The organism is Streptomyces sp. NPDC049915 (genome assembly GCF_040656475.1).
Lineage (GTDB): Bacteria > Actinomycetota > Actinomycetes > Streptomycetales > Streptomycetaceae > Streptomyces.
In genome coordinates, this window is sequence record NZ_JBFAMH010000010.1 from 86,099 (window position 1) to 101,186 (window position 15,088).

The 15,088-nt window shown below is 72.2% G+C and carries 8 protein-coding genes; 4 read left to right on the forward strand and 4 right to left on the reverse strand.

Going from position 1 to position 15,088, the window contains the following annotated elements:
- Window positions 1-25 precede the first annotated feature (25 nt).
- Both AB0J12_RS19220 and AB0J12_RS19225 read left to right on the forward strand, forming a co-directional pair.
- Window positions 26-3,160, forward strand: a complete 3,135-nt coding sequence (locus AB0J12_RS19220; RefSeq protein WP_363265496.1) for a carboxyl transferase domain-containing protein — start codon at window positions 26-28, stop codon at window positions 3,158-3,160.
- Window positions 3,161-3,288: 128 nt separating this feature from the next.
- A complete protein-coding gene (locus AB0J12_RS19225; protein ID WP_363265706.1) occupies window positions 3,289-6,075 on the forward strand; it encodes a beta-L-arabinofuranosidase domain-containing protein in 2,787 nt (928 codons plus the stop codon).
- Between the two features lie 43 nt (window positions 6,076-6,118).
- Here the strand turns inward: AB0J12_RS19225 and AB0J12_RS19230 are convergent, their stop codons facing one another.
- A complete protein-coding gene (locus AB0J12_RS19230) occupies window positions 6,119-6,919 on the reverse strand; it encodes a LysR substrate-binding domain-containing protein (protein WP_363265497.1) in 801 nt (266 codons plus the stop codon).
- Window positions 6,920-6,978: 59 nt separating this feature from the next.
- On the opposite strand from AB0J12_RS19230, the gene AB0J12_RS19235 reads away from it, so the two are divergent.
- The gene (locus tag AB0J12_RS19235) at window positions 6,979-7,371 is read left to right on the forward strand and encodes a DUF5997 family protein (protein ID WP_363265498.1); all 393 of its coding nucleotides are present in this window, start codon (window positions 6,979-6,981) and stop codon (window positions 7,369-7,371) included.
- 157 nt (window positions 7,372-7,528) lie between these two features.
- Here the strand turns inward: AB0J12_RS19235 and AB0J12_RS19240 are convergent, their stop codons facing one another.
- From AB0J12_RS19240 to AB0J12_RS19250, 3 genes are all read right to left on the reverse strand, one after another.
- Window positions 7,529-10,903 carry a pyruvate carboxylase gene (locus AB0J12_RS19240; protein ID WP_363265499.1) on the reverse strand — a complete coding sequence of 1,125 codons (3,375 nt, stop codon included), beginning with the start codon at window positions 10,901-10,903 and terminating at the stop codon, window positions 7,529-7,531.
- A 79-nt stretch (window positions 10,904-10,982) separates the two neighbouring features.
- A complete protein-coding gene (locus AB0J12_RS19245; protein ID WP_363265500.1) occupies window positions 10,983-12,536 on the reverse strand; it encodes an MFS transporter in 1,554 nt (517 codons plus the stop codon).
- A 143-nt stretch (window positions 12,537-12,679) separates the two neighbouring features.
- On the reverse strand, window positions 12,680-13,447 hold the full coding sequence (locus AB0J12_RS19250; protein ID WP_363265501.1) for a GntR family transcriptional regulator: 768 nt from the start codon (window positions 13,445-13,447) through the stop codon (window positions 12,680-12,682).
- A 309-nt stretch (window positions 13,448-13,756) separates the two neighbouring features.
- Between AB0J12_RS19250 and AB0J12_RS19255 the strand changes: the two genes are divergently transcribed.
- On the forward strand, window positions 13,757-15,034 hold the full coding sequence (locus AB0J12_RS19255; RefSeq protein WP_363265502.1) for an extracellular solute-binding protein: 1,278 nt from the start codon (window positions 13,757-13,759) through the stop codon (window positions 15,032-15,034).
- Window positions 15,035-15,088 lie beyond the last annotated feature (54 nt).

Genomic DNA, 15,088 nt, shown 5'->3' on the forward strand with positions numbered 1-15,088 from the left:
TCGTCCGCGCGCTCAGGGAGCTGCCATGGGTTCTGCCGCCGTCCTCGTCGCCAACCGTGGGGAGATCGCCGTCCGCGTGCTGCGGGCCGCCCAGGAGGCGGGGCTGCGCACGGTCGCGGTGTACGCCGACGGCGACGACGCCCATGTGGGGCTCGCGGACGAGGCCGTGCCGCTCGCCGGCGGCTACCTGGACGCCGGCGCGCTGATCGAGGCGGCCGGCCGCACCGGCTGCGGCTGTCTGCACCCGGGGTACGGCTTCCTGAGCGAGGACGCGGACTTCGCCGGCCGCTGCACCGAGGCCGGTGTCCGGTTCGTGGGCCCTTCGGCGAAGACCCTGCGCCTGCTCGGCGACAAGGTGCGCGCCCGTGAACTGGCCGCGCGGGCGGGCGTTCCGGTGCTCGACGGGGCCTCGGGCCTCGCCGAGGCTCGCGCGCTGCTGGCCGGCGGGCCGCTGATGGTGAAGGCGGTCGGCGGGGGCGGCGGCCGCGGGATGCGTGTGGTGCGCTCGGCCGGGGAGCTGGCGGAGGCCTGGGAGCGGTGCCGTTCGGAGGCGCGGCAGGCCTTCGCACGGGACGAGGTGTACGCGGAGCGGCTGCTGGAGGGCGCCCGGCACATCGAGGTGCAGATCGTCGGCGACGCCACCGGCGCGGTGACGCATGTGTGGGACCGCGACTGCAGCGCCCAGCGCCGCCACCAGAAGCTGATCGAGATCGCGCCCGCACCCGAACTCCCGGACCCTCTCAGGGATAAGGTCCTCGACAGCGCGCTGCGACTGGCGCGCGCCGCGGGCGTCACCAGCCTCACCACGGTCGAATTCCTGCTCCATGGCGAGGAGTTCCGCTTCATCGAGGCCAACCCCCGCCTCCAGGTGGAGCACACGGTCACCGAGGAGGTGACCGGCGTCGACCTGGTCGCCGTCCAGTTGCGGCTCGCGGCCGGGGACACGCTGGCCGACGTGGGGCTCGCGGGACCGCCCCCGGCGCCGCGCGGGGTGGCGGTGCAGGCCCGTGTCAACGCCGAGGTGACGGCGGGCGACGGCAGCGTGCTGCCGCAGTCGGGCCGGATCACACGGTTCGACGTGCCCACGGGTCCGGGCATCCGGGTCGACACTGCCCTGCGCGCCGGGACGGAGGTCGGCACCCGCTACGACGCCCTGCTGGCGAAGGTGATCGCGCACGCCCCGCACGGCGGGGTGGAGGCGGCCCGCGCCCGGGCCCGGCGGGCGCTGGCGGAGTTCGCCGTGGACGGCGTGCGCACCGGCATCCCCCTGCTGCGCGAGGTCCTGGACCGCCCCCGGTTCTGGGCGCACACCGGCGTGGTCGCCGAACACGTCCGCGCGACGGAGCCCGAGGACTCCACATCGCAGGACGGAACGGTCACCGCGCCGATGAGCGGCACGGTCGTCTCCGTGGACGTGGCACTCGGCGAACCGGTCAGCGCCGGGCAGCAGGTACTGGTGATCGAGGCGATGAAGATGGAGCACGTGGTGCGCGCGCCCGCCTCCGGTGTCGTACGGCGGCTGCACGCGCGCGTGGGCGGGACGGTCACCGCTGGAGCGCTGCTCGCGGAGCTGGACGAGGTCGCCGGCGCGGATCCGTCCCAAACCGAGGACGAGCGGGCCGACCTGGACGCCGTCCGTGCCGACCTCGCCGAGACGGAGCGCCGGCACGGCTTCACGCTGGACGCGAACCGGCCCGAGGCCGTGGCCAAGCGGCACGCCCTGGGCCGTCGTACCGCCCGGGAGAACATCGACGACCTGTGCGACGAGGACTCGTTCACGGAGTTCGGCGCCCTCGCGATCGCCGCGCAGCGGCGGCGCCGGCCGCTGGACGAGCTGATCCGCTCGACCCCGGCCGACGGCATGGTCACCGGCACCGGGCGGATCGACGGCAGGGCGTGCGTGGTGATGTCGTACGACTACACGGTCCTGGCGGGCACGCAAGGACTCAACAACCACCGCAAGACCGACCGGATGCTGGAGCTCGCGGCCCAGCGGCGGCTGCCGGTGGTGCTGTTCGCGGAGGGCGGCGGGGGCCGTCCCGGGGACACGGACACCACGTCGGTCGCGGGCCTGGACGTCACCACCTTCCACCGCATGGGGCGGCTCAGCGGCCGGGTGCCGCTGGTCGGCATCGCCTCCGGCCGCTGCTTCGCCGGGAACGCCGCGCTGCTGGGCTGCTGCGACGTCGTGATCGCCACACCGGAGGCGAGCATCGGCATGGGCGGGCCGGCGATGATCGAGGGCGGCGGGCTCGGCGTGTACCGGCCGGAGGAGGTCGGCCCGCTGTCGGTGCAGGTCCCGAACGGCGTGGTGGACCTGGCGGTGGCCGACGAGGCGGAGGCGGTGCGCGTCGCGAGACGCTATCTGTCGTACTTCCGCGGGCCGCAGGGCGACTGGGAGGAGCCGGACGCGCGTCTGCTGCGGCACGTCGTGCCCGAGAACCGGCGGCGGGCCTACGACATGCGGGCGGCCGTGCGCGCCCTGGCCGATGTCGGCTCGGTGCTGGAGCTGCGCCCCGCCTTCGGAGTGGGCGTACTGACTTGCCTGGTGCGCATCGAGGGCCGGCCGCTCGGTCTGATCGCCAGCAACCCGGCACATCTCGGCGGGGCCGTCGACCGGGACGCGGCCGACAAGGCGGCCCGTTTCCTGCAGCTGTGCGACGCGTTCGGCCTGCCGGTGGTCTCCCTGTGCGACACGCCGGGTTTCATGGTCGGCCCGGACGCCGAACGCACCGCGACGGTACGGCACTTCGCCCGGCTCTTCGTCATCGGCGCCAACCTGCGCGTGCCGCTGGTGAGCCTGGTGCTGCGCAAGGCGTACGGTCTCGGGGCGATGGCGATGATGGGCGGTTCGACCCGCGCCCCGCTGGCCACCGCGGCCTGGCCCAGCGGCGAGTTCGGCGGCATGGGCCTGGAAGGCGCGGTCCGCCTCGGCTACCGCAGGGAACTGGAGGCCATCACCGACCCGGCGCAGCGGCAGGCCGCGTTCGAGGCGCGGGTCGCCGAACTGTACGAGCACGGCAAGGCGGTGAACGCGGCGGCGGCGCTGGAGATCGACGCGGTGATCGATCCGGCTCGGTCCCGGGCGTGGATCTGCGCGGCCCTGGCGGACTGGACCGAACCGGCCGAGGAGCGACGGGCGTTCGTCGACACCTGGTGAGACGGCGGGGCGGACCGAGCCGTCGGGCGCGAACTCGTCGGTACCGTTGACGCCCTGCTCCCCCACCTCTACCGTCTGGTCGACTATCCGCACATTGTTCGCTATATCGAACATCCATGGAGGAGCACATGACCCCGCCCCTCACCCGACGGACCCTTCTGCGCTCTGCCGTCCTCGCCGCCTCCGCGTCCGGTCTGGCGGCCGGGACGACCGGTGAGGCGCGGGCGGCCCCGCTGCCCGCGCCCGGCACCTGGGCACTGCACCCCTTCGCACTCGACGAGGTCACCCTCGGAGCCGGACTCTTCGCCGAAAAACGGGAGTTGATGCTGCGGCACGCCCGCGGTTACGAGGTGGACCGGCTGCTGCAGGTCTTCCGCGCGAACGCCGGGCTGTCCACGCGCGGCGCGGTCGCCCCCGGCGGGTGGGAGGGCCTGGACGGGGAGGCCAACGGGAATCTGCGCGGGCACTACACCGGGCACTTCCTGACCATGCTGGCGCAGGCGTACGCGAGCACGGGCGAGCAGGTGTTCGCGGAGAAGATCCGCACCATGGTCGGCGCGCTGGGCGAGGTGCGCGAGGCGCTGCGGCACGATCCCGCGGTGCTGAGCGTGGAGGGCCGGTTCGGGCCCGCCGCGGAGAACGTCCGCGGGTCCTGCCGGTACGTCGACCTGCCGCCGCAGGTCCTCGGCGGCGCCGCCGAACTCACCCTGGCCGCCTGGGTGAAGCCCACCCACGACTCCGCCTGGGCCCGTGTCCTCGACTGCGGCGACGACACCACCCGCTATCTGTATCTGGCCGCCCGCAACACCGACGGTGTGCCCCGGTTCGCGATCACCACCGCGGGGCCGGGCGGTGAGCAGGCGCTGAACGGCACGGTGCCCCTGCCGCTGAACCAGTGGAGTCATGTGGCGGTCACCCTCGGGGCGGGCAGGGGAACGCTGTACGTCGACGGCACGGCCGTGGCCCGGAACACGGCCATGCCCCTCACCCCCGCCGCCCTCGGCGCGCTCGCCCACCACTGGCTCGGGCGCTCCGCCTTCGCCGCCGACCCCGTGTTCGCCGGTGCCCTCGGCGGCTTCGACGTGTGGTCGCGGGCGCTCGGTCCGGACGAGATCGCCGCCCTGCAGCACCGCCGCGGCTCCGGCGACCTCGCCTCGTACGCCTTCGACGAGCAGACGGGCGGGACCTTCGCCGACGCCTCCGGACGCGGACTCACCGCCACCCTGCGGCGCACCTGGGGCGGTCCCAGCCACCCCGGGTTCCTCGCGGCCTACCCCGAGACGCAGTTCATCCGGCTGGAGTCGATGACCAGAAGCGACTACACCACGGTGTGGGCGCCCTACTACACCGCGCACAAGATCCTGCGCGGGCTGCTCGACGCGCATCTCGCCACCGGCGACGCCCGCGCGCTCGACCTCGCCGCCGGAATGGGCGACTGGATGCACAGCCGTCTGTCGAGGCTGCCCGCCGCCACGCTCCAGCGCATGTGGGGCATCTTCTCCAGCGGCGAGTTCGGCGGCATCGTCGAGGCGATCTGCGATCTGCACGACCTCACCGGACGGCCCGAACACCTCGCGCTGGCGCGGCTGTTCGACCTGGACCGGCTCATCGACGCGTGCGCGGCGGACACCGACGTCCTCGACGGACTGCACGCCAACCAGCACATCCCGATCTTCACCGGTTACCTGCGGCTGTACGACGCGACCGGCGAGGAGCGCTACCTGAAGGCCGCGCGCAACTTCTGGCGGATGGTCGTACCGCACCGCATGTACGCGATCGGCGGCACCAGCACGGGCGAGTTCTTCAAGGGCCGGGACGTCATCGCGGGCTCGATCGGCGCCACCACCGCCGAGACCTGCTGCGCGTACAACATGCTGAAGCTCAGCCGGGCCCTGTTCCTGCACGAGCAGGACCCGGCCTACCTGGACTACTACGAGCGCGCCCTGTACAACCAGGTACTCGGCTCCAAGCAGGACCGGCCGGACGCCGAGAAGCCGCTCGTCACCTACTTCATCGGGCTGACGCCCGGCCATGTCCGGGACTACACCCCGAAGCAGGGCACGACCTGCTGCGAGGGCACCGGCATGGAGAGCGCCACCAAGTACCAGGACACGGTGTACTTCGCGCAGGCCGACGGCAGCGCCCTGTACGTGAACCTCTACAGCCCCTCCACCCTGACCTGGGCGGCTCACGGTGTGACCGTCACGCAGGTCACCGGCTTCCCGCGGGAGCAGGGCAGCACACTGACCGTGCGGGGCCGCACCGCCGCCTTCGCGCTGCGGCTGCGGGTGCCGGCGTGGGCGACGGCCGGTTTCCGGGTGACGGTCAACGGCCGCCCGGTGGGCGGCACTGCGACCCCGGGCAGCCACCTCACCGTGGAGCGGACCTGGCGGGACGGGGACGTCGTCCGCGTGGCGATGCCGTTTGGGCTGCGGGTGGAGAAGGCCCCCGACGACCCGTCCCTGCAAGCGCTGTTCCACGGCCCGGTCAACCTCGTCGCGCGCAACCCGGCCACGTCCACCCTGGAGTTCGGGCTGTACCGCAACGCCGCCCTCTCCGGCGACCTGCTGCCCACGCTCACGCCCGTGCCCGACGAGCCGCTGCACTTCACCCTGGACGGCACACAGTTCGCGCCCTTCTTCGAGGGCACCGAGGACCCGACGCACGCCTACATACGGCGCGTCGAGCCGCGGGTGGTGTTCGGCGGCGTCGACTCGGGCGTGGCCAACCCGGCGCGGGGGGACGGCACCACCCTGCTCGACGCGGTGTGGGCCGGTGCACCCTTCGCCGGCAAGGAGGCACTGGTCGCGCGGGTGCGGTCGGTGGTGGACGCCTGGGTCGCCGACGGACTGCTCGGGCGGGCCGACGGCGAGGCCGTGGTGCGTACGGCGCGGTCGGCGTCGTATGCACGCTGAACAGGCCGGGTCCGCAATGCGGGGACGATCCCGCCGGCCGGGTCTAGGAGCGGCGGCGGGGCTTGCCTCCGCTGCCGCGCCGGCCGCCGGTCTTGGCGCCGGCGCCGCGGGAGCCGGCCGCGCGCGAGCCGCCGCCCCGGGCAGCACCCCCGCTCTTTCGCTCACCGCCCCCGGAGGTCTTGCGTCGCTCCCCCTTGGCCGGCGTCTCCTGCTCGGCCTGCTGGGTCCGGCCACGCCCCCGGGTGCTGTTGACCGTGCGGCCACGCACGATGCCGATGAACTCCTCGACCAGATCGGTCGTGGCCTCCTCCGGCCAGGACAGGACGACGCTGGACTGCGGCGCGTCGGTGACCGGCCGGTAGGTGAGGTCCCGCCGGTGGTACAGCCGGGCCAGCGACTGCGGCACGAGCAGGACGCCGATCCCGGCCGCCACCAGCTCGATCGCGTCCTCGGTGGTCTCCGGGCGCTGGAAGGCGGGCTCCCCGGGCGGGGCGTCGTCCCAGCCGAGGACGTCGTCGAGGGGGTGCAGGACGACCTCGTCGGCGAGATCGCCGAGGGTGACCTCGTCGGCCGCGGTCACCACGTGGTCCTTGGGGACCACGACGACCGTCGTCTCGGTGTAGAGGGGGATCGCGCTGAAGAACGTCCGGTCCACCGGCAGCCGCAGCAGACCGATGTCGGCGCCCTGCTCGCGCAGCACGCCCGGAGCATCGGCGGCCGGGACCTGCAGCAGGGTGAGGGGGACGTCGGGCAGGCGCTCGTTCCAGACCCGCGCCCACTTCGCGGGCGTCACCCCCGGGACGTAGGCGAGCCGGAACGACGGGGAGTCTTCGGAGCCTGTCACGCCCGCAAGGCTACCGGCTGTGGTCGGAGCTCTCCGCCCGGGCGGATAGTCTGGACTGCATGAAGTCGCAGCAGAACACCCAGACGATGAAGCCGGCCACGGCGGCGAAGAAGCTGGGTGTGTACCTCCCCGCCACCCCCAAGGAGTTCCAGGAGGGTGTCGTCTCGCGTGCCGAGCTCGACGAGCTCCAGGCCAACCCGCCGGAGTGGCTGCGCGAGCTGCGACGCACCGGCCCGCACCCGCGTCCCGTGATCGCCGCGAAGCTCGGCGTGTCCAACGCGGGTCTCCTCCGTGCCGGGATCACCGGCGCCCTCACCACCGAGGAGATCGAGGCGCTCAGGCAGGAGATGCCGGAGTGGCTGGTGAAGGAGCGCGCCACCCAGGCCGAGGTGCGCAAGGAGGCGGCCCGGCTGAAGGAGCGCGACGCGGAGCGGGCGCAGCAGGCGAAGTGACCCCCGGGGCGACAGCCCCAGAACCCGGTGCGGCGGCTCGCAGGGTGAAGGGGCTTCCTTCTCCGAACCTCCTCGAATCAGCCCTTTCGCTGTCCTCGCCCTCGACGTCGGCCCCCTGACACCTGTCCGGTGCCGGGGGGCCGTCGTCATTGCCGGGTCAGCCGATCACGACGAGCAGGTCGCCGCCCTCCACCTGCTGGACCCGGTTGATCGCCAGCCGGGACACGGTGCCCGTCTTCGCCGCGGTGATCGAGGCCTCCATCTTCATCGCCTCGATGGTGGCGACCGTGGCGCCCGCCTCCACCTGGTCGCCCTCGGCGACGGAGAGGGTGACCACACCGGCGAAGGGTGCCGCGACATGGCCGGGGTTGGCGCGGTCGGCCTTCTCCGTGGCCGGGATGTCGGCGGACGCGGCGGCGTCGCGGACCTGGATCGGCCGCAGCTGGCCGTTGAGCGTCGACATCACAGTGCGCAGGCCGCGCTCGTCGGCCTCGCCGATCGCCTCCAGGCCGATGAGCAGCCGCACACCGGGCTCCAGGTCGACGGCGTACTCCTTGCCCGGGCGCAGGCCGTAGAAGAAGGCCTTGCTGTCGAGGATGCTGGTGTCGCCGTAGGACTGGCGGTGCGTTTCGAACTCGCGGGTCGGGGCGGGGAAGAGGAGCCGGTTGAGGGTGGCGCGGCGGTCCTTCTCCAGGCCCTCGCGGTCCTCGGCGCCCAGTTCCGGCGCCGGCTTGGCCTCCGCGCGGCCCTTGAGGGCCTTGGTGCGGAACGGCTCCGGCCAGCCGCCGGGCGGGGTGCCCAGCTCGCCGCGCAGGAAGCCGATCACCGAGTCCGGGATGTCGAAGCGGTCCGGGTTCTCCTCGAAGTCCTTCGGGTCCACCCCGGCGCCGACCAGGTGCAGGGCGAGGTCGCCGACCACCTTGGACGACGGCGTGACCTTGACCAGGCGGCCCAGGATGCGGTCGGCGGCGGCGTACATCGCCTCGATGTCCTCGAAGCGGTCGCCGAGGCCGAGGGCCACGGCCTGGGTGCGCAGGTTGGACAGCTGTCCGCCGGGGATCTCGTGGTCGTAGACGCGCCCGGTCGGGGAGGCGAGGCCCGCCTCGAAGGGGGCGTAGATCTTGCGGACGCTCTCCCAGTACGGCTCCAGGTCACCGACCGCCTTCAGGTCGAGCCCGGTGGGCCGCTCGGAGTGGTCGGTGGCGGCGACGATCGCCGACAGCGACGGCTGCGAGGTGGTGCCCGCCATGGACGCCACCGCCCCGTCGACCGCGTCAGCACCCGCCTGGATCGCGGCGAGGTAGGTGGCGAGCTGGCCGCCCGCGGTGTCGTGGGTGTGCAGATGGACCGGCAGGTCGAACTCGCGGCGCAGCGCGGAGACGAGCTGCGCGGCGGCCGGGGCGCGCAGCAGGCCCGCCATGTCCTTGACGGCCAGCACATGCGCGCCGGCGTCGACGATCTGCTCGGCGAGCCGCAGATAGTAGTCGAGGGTGTAGAGGCGCTCGCCGGGGTCGCTGAGGTCGCCGGTGTAGCAGAGGGCGACCTCGGCGATCGCGGTGCCCGTCTCGCGGACGGCCTCGATGGCCGGGCGCATCTGGCCGACGTCGTTGAGGGCGTCGAAGATGCGGAAGATGTCGATGCCGGTGGCCGCGGCCTCCTGCACGAAGGCGTCGGTGACCTCGGTCGGGTACGGGGTGTAGCCGACGGTGTTGCGGCCGCGCAGCAGCATCTGCAGACAGAGGTTGGGCACGGCCTCGCGCAGGGCGGCCAGCCGCTCCCAGGGGTCCTCGGCGAGGAAGCGCAGCGCGACGTCGTAGGTGGCGCCGCCCCAGCACTCGAGCGACAGCAGCTCGGGCAGGGTGCGGGCGACGACCGGGGCGACGGCGAGGAGGTCCTTGGTGCGCACGCGGGTGGCGAGCAGCGACTGGTGGGCGTCGCGGAAGGTGGTGTCGGTGACGCCGATGGTCGGCGACTCGCGCAGCCAGCGGGCGAAACCGTCGGGGCCCAGTTCGGTGAGCTTCTGCTTGGAGCCGGCGGGCGGCTCCCCGGGGGGCAGCGCGGGCAGCTTGGTCACCGGGTCGATCAGCTCGGGGCGCTCGCCGTGCGGCTTGTTGACGGTGACGTCGGCGAGGTAGGTGAGCAGCTTGGTGCCGCGGTCCGCGGAGTGGCGCGAGGTGAGCAGATGCGGGCGCTGCTCGATGAACGACGTGGTGACGTTGCCGTTCTGGAAGTCCGGGTCGTCGAGGACGGCCTGCAGGAAGGGGATGTTGGTGGCCACACCGCGGATACGGAACTCGGCGACCGCGCGCCGGGCCCGGTTGACGGCGGTGGTGAAGTCGCGGCCCCGGCAGGTCAGCTTGACCAGCATGGAGTCGAAGTGGGCGCTGATGTCCGTACCGGCGTGGGTGGTGCCGCCGTCGAGGCGGATGCCGGAGCCGCCGGGCGAGCGGTAGGCGCTGATCCGGCCGGTGTCGGGGCGGAAGCCGTTGGCGGGGTCCTCGGTGGTGATACGGCACTGCAGCGCCGCGCCGCGCAGCGTGACCGTGTCCTGGGACAGGCCGAGGTCGGCGAGGGTCTGCCCGGCGGCGATGCGCAGCTGGGACTGGACGAGGTCGACGTCGGTGACCTCCTCGGTGACCGTGTGCTCGACCTGGATGCGCGGGTTCATCTCGATGAAGACGTGCCTGCCCTGGCGGTCGAGGAGGAACTCCACGGTGCCGGCGTTGCGGTAGCCGATGTGCCGGGCGAACTTCACGGCGTCTTCGCAGATCCGCTCGCGCAGCGCCGGGTCCAGGTTGGGCGCGGGCGCCAGCTCGATGACCTTCTGGTGGCGGCGCTGCACCGAGCAGTCGCGTTCGAAGAGGTGGATGACGTTGCCCTCGCCGTCGGCGAGGATCTGCACCTCGATGTGGCGGGGCTCGACGACCGCCTGCTCCAGGAAGACCGTCGGGTCGCCGAACGCGGAGGCGGCCTCGCGGGAGGCGGCCTCGATGGCCTCGCGCAGCTGGGCGGGGTCCTCGACCCGGCGCATGCCGCGCCCGCCGCCGCCCGCGACGGCCTTGACGAAGACGGGGAAGCCGATGCCCTCGGCGGCGCGCACGAGTTCGTCGACGTCGTTGGAGGGCTGCGAGGAGCCCAGCACGGGCACGCCCGCCTCGCGGGCGGCGGCCACGGCGCGGGCCTTGTTGCCGGTCAGTTCGAGGATCTGCGCGCTCGGACCGACGAAGGTGATGCCCGCTTCCTCGCAGGCGCGGGCCAGCTCGGGGTTCTCGGACAGGAAGCCGTAGCCGGGGTAGACGGCGTCGGCGCCGGCCAGCCGGGCGGCGCGGATGATCTCGTCGACGGAGAGATAGGCGCGCACCGGATGCCCGGGTTCACCGATCTCATAGGCTTCGTCGGCCTTGAGCCGGTGCAGCGAGTTGCGGTCCTCGTGCGGGAAGACGGCCACGGTGCGCGCGCCGAGCTCATATCCGGCTCGGAAGGCGCGAATCGCGATCTCGCCACGGTTGGCGACCAGTACCTTGCGGAGCATCCCCGATTCCCTTCGGCCTGCGGGTGATTCCCACCATGGTCGCGGCAACCTCCCCGGCTGGCCATGAGACGCGGGTCACTCATCCCGGCGGCAGCCCCGTCTGGCCCTGCAGCCGTTCCAGGTCGGCGGGGCGGACCTGGATCGCGATGAGGGCGATCAGCGCGGCGAGGACCGTGAAGACGGCGGCGACGACGAACGCGGCCGACACTCCCGCGGTGAGGATCTCGTCGGCGAAGGGCTTGGGCAGCTGCCCGGTGTGCTGGAAGCGCAGCCGCTCCAGGGGCGTGGCCTGGGACAGGAAGCGCGGGATCTGCTTGCGCGCCTCGTCGGTGCTGGCCGTGCCGAACATCGTGACCAGGATCGACAGCCCGAGGGAGCCGCCGACCTGCTGGGTGGCGTTGAGCAGTCCTGAGGCCGCGCCGGTCTCCCGGGGGGACACGTTGGACAGGGCCATCAGGGTCAGCGACACGAATTCCATGCCCATGCCGAGGCTGAAGACGAGCATCGGGCCGAGGATGCTGCCCGCGTACGTGGAGTGCACATCGGTCAGGGTCAGCCAGGCGAGACCCGCGGCCGCGAGGATCGCGCCGGTCACCATGAACGGCTTGGGTCCGAAACGGGGCAGGAACCGTGAGGCGAGTCCGGCGCCGATCGCGATGACCGCGCTGACCGGCAGGAAGGCGAGTCCCGCCTGCAGCGGGCTGAAGTCCAGGACGTCCTGCACGAACAGGGTCAGGAAGAAGAACATCCCGAAGATCGCCGCGGCCAGGCACAGCATGATCCCGTAGGTGCCGGCCCGGTTGCGGTCGGCGAACATGTGCAGCGGTGTGATCGGTTGCCTGGAACGCCGCTCGATCAGCACGAATCCCACGAGCACCACGACCGCGGCGGCGAACGAGGCCAGCGTCAGCGCGTCCCGCCAGCCCTCCTGTGCGGCCCGGATGAACCCGTACACCAGCAGCACCATGCCGACCGTGGAGGTCAGCGCGCCGGCGATGTCGAAGTGGCCGGGATGGCGTTCGGACTCGCGGATGAAGCGGGGGGTGGCGAGGATGATGAGCACGCCGATGGGCACGTTGACGAACAGCACCCAGCGCCAGTTCAGCCACTCCACGAGGATGCCGCCCATGAGCAGGCCGATGGCGCCGCCGCCCGCGGAGACCGCGGCGAACACGCCGAAGGCCCGGTTGCGCTCGGGCCCCTCCTTGAAGGTGGTGCTGACCAGGGCCAGCGCGGTCGGGGAGGCGATGGCTCCGCCGACGCCCTGCAGGGCGCGGGCGGCGAGCAGCTCGCCGGGGTTCTGGGCGAGGCCGCCGAGCAGGGAGGCGACGGCGAAGAGGGCGACGCCGAACATGAAGACGCGCCGTCTGCCGAGGATGTCACCGGTGCGACCGCCGAGCAGCAGCAGACCGCCGAAGGTGAGGGTGTAGGCGTTGACCACCCAGGCGAGGCTGGTGGTGGAGAAGTCCAGCGCGCTCTGGATGTGCGGCAGGGCGATGTTCACGATGGTGATGTCGAGGACCACCATCAGCTGGCAGGAGGCGATGACCAGCAGGGCCATCGCGTTCCCGCCACCGCTTCGCCGGCCGGTGGCGGGCTGCGTCGTGGAGATCGGTTGCGGACTGGTGCTCATGTCTGCCCCAGGGTGCCGGGTCCGTCGTCGACGCTACGCCCGCCGGTGCGGGGCCACCACTCGATCAGGCGCGTCGCGTCAGGCGGTGACGCGGGCCGCACGCAGGGTGTTCCCAGGCTCCGGAACGCTCTGCCGGGCGGGCTTCAGTGCGCGGGGCGCGTCAGTGTGGCCGTGAACTTGTAGCGGGAGCCGCGGTATACCGAGCGGACCCACTCCACCGGCCTGCCCTGCGCGTCGCGGGAGTGGCGGGACAGCAGCAGCATCGGCAGGCCGACGTCCGTGCCGAGCAGCCCGGCCTCGCGCGGGGTCGCGAGCGAGGTCTCGATCGTCTCGTCGGCCTCCGCGAGCCGTACGCCGTACTGCTCGGCGAGGGCCGTGTAGAGGGAGGTGTACTTCGCCAGGTTGCGGCGCAGCCCCGGAAAGCGGCGGTCCGGCAGATGGGTCGCCTCGATCGCCATCGGTTCGCCGCTCGCCAGGCGCAGCCGCTCCACCCGCAGCACACGCTCACCGGCCGTCACGTCGAGCAGTCCGGCCAGCACGGCGTCGGCGCTGACATAGCCGATGTCCAGCACCCGGGAGGCGGGGCGCATGCCCTGGGCCTCCATGTCCTCGGTGTAGGAGGTCAGGTCCAGCGTGCGCGACACCTTGGGGCGGGCGACGAACGTGCCCTTGCCCTGGACGCGGTCCAGCCTGCCCTCGCCGACCAGTTCCTGCAGGGCCTTGCGGACGGTGGTGCGGGAGGTGCGGAAGTCCAGGGCGAGCAGCCGCTCCGCCGGCATGGGCGCGCCGGGCCGGCGCGCCTCGGTCATCTCCAGTAGCCGCTTCTTGATCCGGTAGTACTTGGGCACCCGTGCGACGCGCCCGGGTTCACCCCGTCGCTCCCCCTGGGCACTGCTGACGTCGGTGCTCATGACCCGCCTTCCCGGCTCCGTTGGCCCGATACGGCCGACGGCAGCGGGCCGCTCGGCGGTTCTCCGTTATAGCGACGGAACCGGCGCTTGGTCTAGTCCAAACCCGTAAAGGACGCACGGCGCAGCGGCCGGTGACGTTCCGGTCACGGCGGACATCACCTCCTGGAACACCCCTTGACAGCCCCATAGGTCTAGGCCAAGCTCGCGGTGCTGGTCTACACCATTGGGGCCAGGTTCCCCAGCCCACCGTGCAGGAGCGCAGGTCACCGCCGAGGGCGTGGGTGAGAGGTATTCCTTAGGAGGGGTGGCGTGAAGCGCAAGCTGGTTGCCGCGATCGGTATCGCGGGCATGATGATGTCCATCGCGGCGTGTGGGGGCGACAGCGACGACAACGGCAAGGACGCCGGGCAGGACAGCTCCAAGGGCCAAACGCTGGTCGTGTGGACGATGGACGGCTCGGCCCCGGCCCAGTGGACCAAGGACGTGCAGACGGCGTTCGAGGCCAAGACCGGCGCCAAGGTCAAGTTCGAGATCCAGAAGTGGGACGGGATCCAGCAGAAGATCACCACCGCCCTGTCTGAGTCCACCCCGCCGGACGTCATCGAGGTCGGCAACACCCAGACCCCGGCCTACGCCGCCACCGGCGGACTCGCCGAACTCGGCGACCTGAAGCAGGAGATCGGCGCCGACTGGACCCCGTCCGTGTCCGCCTCCTCCGTCTACGAGGGCAAGCAGTACGCCGCCCCCTGGTACTTCGCCAACCGCATCGTCGTCTACAACAAGAAGATCTGGGCCCAGGCCGGGATCAAGGACACGCCCAAGACGCGGGACGAGTTCTTCAAGGACCTGGAGACCATCGGCAAGAAGACCGACGCCGAGCCGATCTACATGCCCGGCCAGAACTGGTACTTCCTCGACGGCCTGATCATCGGCCAGGGCGCCGACCTGGTGAAGAAGGACGGCGACAAGTACGTCTCCAACCTCGGCGACCCGAAGGTCTCCGCGGCCATGGAGATCTACAAGAAGTACGCCTCCTACTCCAAGGCCCCCAAGGACAAGGACGAGGCCACCCCGCAGCAGGCCGAGGTGTTCGCCAAGGGCAAGACCGGCGCGTTCATCGGCATGGGCTGGGAGGCCGGCACCGCGGTCACGGCCAACAAGGCCATCGAGAAGGACCTCGGTTACTTCACCGTCCCCGGCGCCACCGCCGGCAAGCCCGAGAGCGTCTTCCTCGGCGGCTCCAACTTCGCCGTCGCCGCGGGCAGCAAGAAGCAGTCGCTGGCCAAGGAGTTCCTGAAGATCGCCCTGTCGGACAAGTTCGAGGGTGAGCTGGCCAAGCTCAACGGCATCGTGCCGAACAAGCAGTCCCTGCAGAGCAACCTCCAGGGCAACGCCGTCGCCGAGGCCGCCGCACCGGCCGCCGCGGCCGGTGGCACCACGCCGCTGATCCCGGAGTGGGCCGCGGTGGAGAACACCCCGAACCCGATCAAGAGCTACATGACGGCGGTCCTGAACGGCAAGGCGCCCGCGGACGCGGCCAAGGACGTCGAGTCCGAGATCAACAAGCGCCTGGCGCAGAAGAACTGACGGGCGGTGGAGGGGTGGGGGCCACGCCGTCCCGCGCGGAGCGGGTGGCTCCCC

Bases quoted from the DNA above. Each gene is read 5' to 3' on its own strand.
- AB0J12_RS19245 (WP_363265500.1), bottom strand. From the start codon at position 12,536: ATGAGCACCAGTCCGCAACCGATCTCCACGACGCAGCCCGCCACCGGC.
- AB0J12_RS19250 (WP_363265501.1), bottom strand. From the start codon at position 13,447: ATGAGCACCGACGTCAGCAGTGCCCAGGGGGAGCGACGGGGTGAACCC.
- AB0J12_RS19220 (WP_363265496.1), top strand. From the start codon at position 26: ATGGGTTCTGCCGCCGTCCTCGTCGCCAACCGTGGGGAGATCGCCGTC.
- AB0J12_RS19235 (WP_363265498.1), top strand. From the start codon at position 6,979: ATGAAGTCGCAGCAGAACACCCAGACGATGAAGCCGGCCACGGCGGCG.
- AB0J12_RS19225 (WP_363265706.1), top strand. From the start codon at position 3,289: ATGACCCCGCCCCTCACCCGACGGACCCTTCTGCGCTCTGCCGTCCTC.
- AB0J12_RS19240 (WP_363265499.1), bottom strand. From the start codon at position 10,903: ATGCTCCGCAAGGTACTGGTCGCCAACCGTGGCGAGATCGCGATTCGC.